General features: G+C 63.8%; 8 protein-coding genes and 1 tRNA gene. 4 read left to right on the plus strand and 5 right to left on the minus strand.

All coding sequences use genetic code 11. From position 1 onward, the window contains the following. Entirely contained in the window at nt 1-702 is a 702-nt protein-coding gene (phoB, locus tag ET21_RS0114790) for a phosphate regulon transcriptional regulator PhoB (RefSeq protein WP_021237611.1), read from the plus strand. A gap of 194 nt (nt 703-896) precedes the next feature. Here the strand turns inward: phoB and def are convergent, their stop codons facing one another. Together def and recR are read right to left on the minus strand one after the other, a co-directional pair. Beyond that, complete coding sequence (def, locus tag ET21_RS0114795) at nt 897-1,427, minus strand: peptide deformylase (RefSeq protein ID WP_021237610.1); 531 nt, start codon at nt 1,425-1,427, stop codon at nt 897-899. Between the two features lie 31 nt (nt 1,428-1,458). After that, complete coding sequence (recR, locus tag ET21_RS0114800; protein ID WP_021237609.1) at nt 1,459-2,055, minus strand: recombination mediator RecR; 597 nt, start codon at nt 2,053-2,055, stop codon at nt 1,459-1,461. 53 nt (nt 2,056-2,108) lie between these two features. Here recR and fmt point away from each other — a divergent pair, with 53 nt between their 5' ends. Together fmt and truA are read left to right on the plus strand one after the other, a co-directional pair. Continuing rightward, entirely contained in the window at nt 2,109-3,017 is a 909-nt protein-coding gene (fmt, locus tag ET21_RS0114805) for a methionyl-tRNA formyltransferase (protein WP_030540290.1), read from the plus strand. A gap of 74 nt (nt 3,018-3,091) precedes the next feature. Further along, nucleotides 3,092-3,835 carry a tRNA pseudouridine(38-40) synthase TruA gene (gene truA / locus ET21_RS0114810; protein WP_030540291.1) on the plus strand — a complete coding sequence of 248 codons (744 nt, stop codon included), beginning with the start codon at nt 3,092-3,094 and terminating at the stop codon, nt 3,833-3,835. 10 nt (nt 3,836-3,845) lie between these two features. On the opposite strand, the gene ET21_RS0114815 is transcribed toward truA, so the two are convergent. Continuing rightward, entirely contained in the window at nt 3,846-4,565 is a 720-nt protein-coding gene (locus ET21_RS0114815) for a queuosine precursor transporter (protein WP_030540292.1), read from the minus strand. An 87-nt stretch (nt 4,566-4,652) separates the two neighbouring features. On the opposite strand from ET21_RS0114815, the gene ET21_RS0114820 reads away from it, so the two are divergent. Next, nucleotides 4,653-4,729: transfer RNA gene (locus tag ET21_RS0114820), tRNA-Arg, on the plus strand. Nucleotides 4,730-4,753: 24 nt separating this feature from the next. Here the strand turns inward: ET21_RS0114820 and ET21_RS0114825 are convergent. Both ET21_RS0114825 and ET21_RS27720 read right to left on the minus strand, forming a co-directional pair. Next, nucleotides 4,754-5,827 carry a tyrosine-type recombinase/integrase gene (locus tag ET21_RS0114825; protein WP_030540293.1) on the minus strand — a complete coding sequence of 358 codons (1,074 nt, stop codon included), beginning with the start codon at nt 5,825-5,827 and terminating at the stop codon, nt 4,754-4,756. A 1-nt stretch (nt 5,828) separates the two neighbouring features. After that, complete coding sequence (locus ET21_RS27720) at nt 5,829-6,005, minus strand: hypothetical protein (RefSeq protein WP_156029197.1); 177 nt, start codon at nt 6,003-6,005, stop codon at nt 5,829-5,831. Between the last annotated feature and the right edge of the window lie 437 nt (nt 6,006-6,442).

Below are 6,442 nucleotides of genomic sequence, written 5' to 3' on the forward strand. Positions count from 1 at the left end.
ATGGCGAGAGCCAAGATGCTTCTGGTCGAAGATGACGCGGCGCTCGCAGAACTTCTCATCTGGCATTTCAAGCGTGAAGATTTCGAAGTCGCCCACACCGTCGATGGTGAGGAAGCGCTGATCCTGGCGCAGGAAAATGTGCCTGACATCGTTCTGCTCGACTGGATGGTCGAAAGCCTGTCGGGGATCGAGGTCTGCCGCCGCCTGCGCCGCATGAACGGCACGGCCAATGTGCCCATCATCATGCTGACGGCGCGCGGGGAGGAAGAAGATCGCGTGCGCGGGCTGGAAACGGGCGCGGACGATTATGTGACCAAGCCCTTTTCCCCCCGCGAACTGGTCGCCCGCGTCGGCGCGGTGCTGCGCCGCGTCCGCCCTGCGCTGGCGGGCGAGACGCTGACCTTCGCCGATGTCGAGATGGACACGGTCGGCCACAAGGTCCGCCGTGGCGGCCAGGTGATCCCGCTCGGCCCCACCGAATTCCGGCTGCTCAAGCATTTCCTGGAGCATCCGGGCTGGGTGTTTTCGCGCGAGCGGCTGCTCGACAGCGTCTGGGGACAGGATAGCGACATCGAACTGCGCACCGTCGACGTGCATATCCGCCGCCTGCGCAAGGCAATCAACGCGGACGGGAAATATCGCGACATCATCCGCACGGTCCGGTCTGCCGGATATGCGCTGGACACGGACGGGGTGGGCTGAGCCGGAATGGCCTCCGGCTGAGCCAAAGGAACGCAAAAGGAAGGTTTGCAGCTACTCGAATCCTCCCCATGGCGCATGGGGAGGATTTTAAGCGCGGCCAATAATCGTGAGCAGAGCGCACGGCTCATAGCTCATAAGCAAAGACGCCCCAGCTTTTCAGCCGGAGCGCCTTCCTTGACACTTCAATCCAGCGTTCAGGCCGCCTTGCGCGCCTTCACCAGCTTCTTCATCAGCATGTCGCGCTTGAGGCGTGAGAGATGATCGATGAACAGCACACCCTGCAAATGGTCCATCTCATGCTGGAGGCAGGTGGCGAGCAGCCCTTCCAGCTGCTCCTCATGGATGCGGCCGTCGCGGTCCATCCAGCTTGCCCGGATCGTCGCGGGGCGTTCCACCTCGGCATATTGGTCCGGCACCGACAGGCAGCCTTCATTATAGACCGACAGTTCCGCCGATCCTTCCAATATCTCAGGATTGATGAACACCATCGGCTTCTTGACCGCTGGCGCGCCCTCTTCATCCGATTCGGGTTCCTGCAAGTCGATCACCAGCACGCGCTTGGGCACGCCCACCTGGATCGCCGCAAGGCCGATGCCCGGCGCATCGTACATCGTTTCGAACATATCGTCGATCAGGCGTTGCAGATCGTCATCGATCGTCTCCACCGGAGACGAAATGGTACGCAGGCGCGGATCAGGCGCCTCAAGGATCGGAAGAATGGCCATGATGCTAAAATAGCCCTAATGCCGGGCTTTTTCAAGCGACCGGACGGCGCGCGCGCAACGCCTGCGCCAGCGTGCCTTCGTCCAGATAGTCGAGTTCGCCGCCTACTGGGACGCCATGCGCAAGCTGCGTCAGGCGCACCGGGAAGCGCTCCAGCCGCTCGGCCAGATAATGCGCCGTGGTCTGCCCCTCCAGCGTGGCGTTCATCGCCAGCACTACTTCATCGATGCCGCCCGCCTCGACCCGCGCGATCAGCGTGTCGATGGAAAGATCCTCCGGCCGCACCCCTTCCAGCGCCGACAATCGCCCGCCCAGCACATGGAAGCGGCCGGGGAAGAGGCGCGACTTGTCGAGTGCCCACAGGTCGGCCACATCCTCCACCACGCACAGCGCCCGCGCGTCGCGGCGCGGATCGGCGCAGATGCCGCAAGGGTCGACCGTGTCGACATTTCCGCATATATGACAGGTGACGAGCCGGTCGTTCACCGCATCAAGTGCGCGCAGCAGCGGTTCCAGCGCGCTTTCCCGCTTCTTGAGCAGGTGCAGGACGGCGCGCCGCGCCGAACGCGGGCCAAGGCCGGGCAGACGGGACAGCGCCTGCGTCAACGCATCGATCTCGGGAGAAGCCATGGAACCGAGATAGGGGCTTGCAAGTCCGGGGTCAAAAGAGTTGAGAGGCCGCCATGCGCATCATCTACATGGGAACCCCCGATTTCGCCGTCCCCGCGCTCGTCGCGCTGGCCAAAGCCGGGCATGAGGTCGCGGCGGTCTACAGCCAGCCGCCCCGTCCGGCAGGGCGCGGCAAGGCGCTGCGCCCCTCACCCGTGCAAAGCCAGGCCGAGGAAATGGGCATAGAGGTGCGCACGCCGGTTTCGCTCAAGGATGCGGAGGTGCAGGCCGCCTTCGCCGCGCTGAACGCAGACGTGGCGGTGGTCGCCGCCTACGGCCTGATCCTGCCGCGCGCCATATTGGAGGCGCCCCGCTTCGGCTGCCTCAACATTCATGCCTCGCTGCTCCCCCGCTGGCGCGGCGCCGCGCCGATCCAGCGCGCGATCCTGTCGGGCGATAATGTCACCGGCGTCACCATCATGGACATGGAAGCGGGACTCGACACCGGGCCCATGCGCGCCAAGCATGTGACCCCGATCGAGGACAAGACGGCAGGCGCGCTGACCGGGGAACTGGCGCAGGCCGGAGCGGAATTGATGGTGGAGGTGCTGGACGACCTGCCTGCTCACCCGCCCGTGCCCCAGCCAGAGGACGGCGTCACCTACGCCGCCAAGATCGACAAGAGCGAGGCGCGGATCGACTTCACGCGCGACGCGCATCAGGTCGAACGGCAAATCCGCGCCTTCAATCCCTTTCCCGGCGCCTTCTTCGAATATCGCGGCGAACGCTTCCGCATCCTGGCCGCCCATGTCGAGGAGCATGGCGGCCCGAGCGGCGAACTGCTGGACAACAGCCTGCTCATCGGCTGCGGCCATGGTTCGATCCGCCCCGCCCTTATCCAGCGCGCGGGCAAGGGGGCCATGCCGCCGGGCGAACTGCTTCGCGGCTACGACATGCCCGCAGGCACCCGCGTCGATGGTTGAAGCCGTTCACCGTCCGTTTCGAGCGAGGCCGGAGAGCGCTTCTCGACACGCTCGAAGCGAACGGAAGTGACCGCATGACCCGCTTCGCCTTCACCGTCGAATTTGACGGCCGCCCCTTCATGGGCTGGCAGAGGCAGGCGCATGGGCCGAGCGTGCAGCAGGCGCTGGAAGACGCGATCCACGCCATCACCGGCGAACAGGCGGTGATCCACGCGGCTGGCCGCACCGATGCGGGCGTCCACGGCCTCGCCATGCGCGCCCATGCGGACATTGAAAAGCCGATCACGCCCTTTCGCCTGATGGAAGCGATGAATGCGCGGCTGCGGCCCCAGCCCGTCGCCATAATGGGCTGCGAGATCGTGCCTGGTGACTGGCATGCGCGCTTTTCCTGCACCGGCCGCTCCTATGTCTATCGCATCGCCAACCGGCGAGCGCCGCTGACCTTCGAAAGCGGGCTCGTCTGGCGCGTCATCCAGCCGCTGGATGCCGCCGCGATGCAGGAGGCCGCGCAACTGCTGGTGGGACGGCATGACTTCACCACCTTCCGATCGGCGCATTGCCAGGCGGAGAGCCCGCTAAAGTCGCTCGACCGCCTCGACGTGGAACGCGACGGCGACCGCATCGCCATCCATGCGGAAGCGCGCTCCTTCCTCCATCATCAGGTCCGCTCGATGGCCGGCTGCCTCGCCCTGGTGGGCATGGGCCGCTGGACCGTAGAGGACATGCGTGCCGCGCGCGACGCAAAGGATCGCGCAGCGCTGGGGCTTAATGCTCCGCCGGATGGGTTGTATTTCGTGCGGGCGCGGTATCCCGGCTGACGTTCTTCCCTTACAGCCGCGTGCGGAACGGGGTGAAGTCCGTGCCTTCGTCATAGATGTCGAGCCCTTCGGCGCGCTTCAGGCTGTTCACGACCAGATAAGTGACCGGCGTCAGCACCGCTTCCCAACTGACCTTCAGCAGCCAGTTGGTGACCATCACGGTCAGCACCTGGGCATTGGTCCACTGGCCGTAGAAGGCGAGCGGGTAGAAAAGCAGGCTGTCCACCCCCTGCCCGACGATGGTGGAGCCGATGGTGCGCATCCACAGATGCTTGCCCTGCGTCAGCAGCTTCATCTTCGCCAGCACGAAGCTGTTGGCGAACTCGCCCGCCCAGAAGGCGGTCAGGGATGCAAAGACGATGCGCCATGTGCTGCCGAACACCGCTTCATAGGCTTTCTGGTCCGGCCATCCTTCCGCCGGGGGCAGCTTCACCACCACCCAGCTCATCAGCGCCATGAACAGCATCGCGCCGAACCCCGCCCAGACGCAGCGGCGCGCGCGGGCATAGCCGTAGACTTCGGTCAGCACGTCGCCCAGCACATAGCCCAGCGGGAAGAAAAGGATGCCAGCGCCAAAGGTGAAGCCGAACAGCGTCGACAGCTTCGCCGCGCCGATCAGGTTGGACAGCAGCAATATGGCGACAAAGGCGGCGATGAAGAAATCGAAATAGCGCATCGGCCGCTCAGCGAGCGCCTGCGCATCGATTTTCCGAACCCCCATATCCGCCATGGCCACTTGCATATCGGGCCGCAGCGCAAATGCAATGGCGCGCATGATTGCGCGCGGGCACAAGCCCCGCTATCGAAGCGCCGGTGCGGCCCCGTAGCTCAGCTGGATAGAGCATTCGCCTTCTAAGCGAATGGTCGCAGGTTCGAATCCTGCCGGGGTCGCCATCCACCTCCCGAAAACCGCAGAAATCAGCCATTATCTTGGCCTGAATTGGCAAACTTATCAACTGGTTTGCCACCGATGCCAATATTTTCCGCCATCCTTTCGAGCGCTTCGTCGGCCATCGCTTCCCGGTTCGCCTTTGCTGCGTAGTGGATAAACATGGCGTCGGAGCGATGGCCGGTGACTGCCCTCCCCTGCATTGTTGTGGCCCCGGATTCTGCGAGCCTCCGGGCCATTGCCTTGCGCAATCCGTGCGCGGTGCAGTGGTTCAATCCCGCCTGATCGCAGCGCTCCCGGAACCAGTTGCCGAAGCCTGCGGGCGTGAACGGCTTCCCTGTCTGCGTGACGAGATAGGTCAAATGTTGCGCCTCGATGGCGTCAAGCGCCTTCGCCAGCGGGTCCAATATCCTGATCACCGTATCGCTCTTGTTCTTGGCGTGGCGCAGTATGAGCTTGTCGCCTTTCCGGTGCTGGCGACCGATCTTCACCATGTCACCCCGGCGCAGGCTGGTATAGAGCAGCAATTCCTTCGCGAGCCGCTCACGGGTTCCAAGCGCCCACTTGGCATCATACTGCGCGATCTCTTCTTCGCTCCAGCAATGGAAGCCATCGCCATCGGTCTGGATTGCGTCGATCACGTCCACCGGGTTATCGCGGCGAAGTCCGAGCATGATGGCGTGCTTCATGATCTGGGCAAGAATCTTCCGTAGATTATTCGCGGCGTGAGGCGTGTCGGCCATCTCGCTCATCCACTTATCCACGTGGCGGGCTTCCAGGCGGTTTACCGGCTTATGCCCCTGCTTGGCGCGGAACCGTTCCAGAATATTGCGGCGCATCGCTCTGGTGCTTTCCTGCATCCGCGCCCAGCGCTTCGAACGGTAGTAGCTTTCTATTACGGCGTTGAACGTCCCGGCTGCGTGCTTCTCCTTCTTGACCGCGACAGCATTCTTTGCCCGGTCATATTCCTCCATGAACTCTGGCGAGCCGGGTTCGGCGCGGAAGAGATATTGAGGCAGGCCCTTCTTGCGGAAGCGGTAGCGGGTGCGGCCGCACTTATCCTTGAAGGGTGTTACATTGTCAGGCAGCCAGCGGCGGCGCATGTCAGTCCTCGTCAAATGGGTTCGGGCCGTCCGATTCGGCTACCGCGTCCCCAATGATGACTTCAATGCGGCGCTTCTCCAAATCCATCACAATGCGAGCGCGCTCAAAGCCGCCCGCCCTGACCGCCTTGGCCGCCCGATCCATGTCTGCCTGCGTGATGCGTGCAGGAGCAGTCATCCCCCTACCTCCCCTCTGTGTCGGAGAGGCGACTAGAGACGGGCGATGCCTCACGGCCCGCGCTGTCATCGCTTCGCGAAGGAGCCGCTTCGCTGTCTCCGCCCTTCGGGTTTCCATCGCTATCGCGGATATAGCGAAGGCACATGATGGCGATGGCCGCAATGTCGGACCACCCACAATCATTCCGCTCCAGTGGCGGCAGCACCTTCGATTGCGCTACCCACCGATCATACATCGCGTGGTTGACTGCGCTCGCCTCCTCGGTGCTCATTATTTCTGCACAGGCCCAAGGGCCGATGCGCGAGGGATCGAAGCCCGAAGGGCCAAGACCCGCAGGGGCTTGGTTCACGAGAGCCCGGTCCGGCAGGACGCGCCCATCCTCTAGGTTGCTATCCATTCTGCTTCTCCTGTTCCTGGAGGAAGGTGCGGGCGCGCTC

It is taken from the genome of Sphingobium sp. DC-2, from assembly GCF_000722555.1.
Classification (GTDB): Bacteria; Pseudomonadota; Alphaproteobacteria; order Sphingomonadales; family Sphingomonadaceae; genus Sphingobium; species Sphingobium quisquiliarum.

What these genes read in the sequence shown, in the direction of transcription:
- phoB (WP_021237611.1), top strand. Translation starts at nt 1, where the DNA reads ATGGCGAGAGCCAAGATGCTTCTGGTCGAAGATGACGCGGCGCTCGCA.
- def (WP_021237610.1), bottom strand. Translation starts at nt 1,427, where the DNA reads ATGGCCATTCTTCCGATCCTTGAGGCGCCTGATCCGCGCCTGCGTACC.
- recR (WP_021237609.1), bottom strand. Translation starts at nt 2,055, where the DNA reads ATGGCTTCTCCCGAGATCGATGCGTTGACGCAGGCGCTGTCCCGTCTG.
- fmt (WP_030540290.1), top strand. Translation starts at nt 2,109, where the DNA reads ATGCGCATCATCTACATGGGAACCCCCGATTTCGCCGTCCCCGCGCTC.
- truA (WP_030540291.1), top strand. Translation starts at nt 3,092, where the DNA reads ATGACCCGCTTCGCCTTCACCGTCGAATTTGACGGCCGCCCCTTCATG.
- ET21_RS0114815 (WP_030540292.1), bottom strand. Translation starts at nt 4,565, where the DNA reads ATGGCGGATATGGGGGTTCGGAAAATCGATGCGCAGGCGCTCGCTGAG.
- ET21_RS0114825 (WP_030540293.1), bottom strand. Translation starts at nt 5,827, where the DNA reads ATGCGCCGCCGCTGGCTGCCTGACAATGTAACACCCTTCAAGGATAAG.
- ET21_RS27720 (WP_156029197.1), bottom strand. Translation starts at nt 6,005, where the DNA reads ATGACTGCTCCTGCACGCATCACGCAGGCAGACATGGATCGGGCGGCC.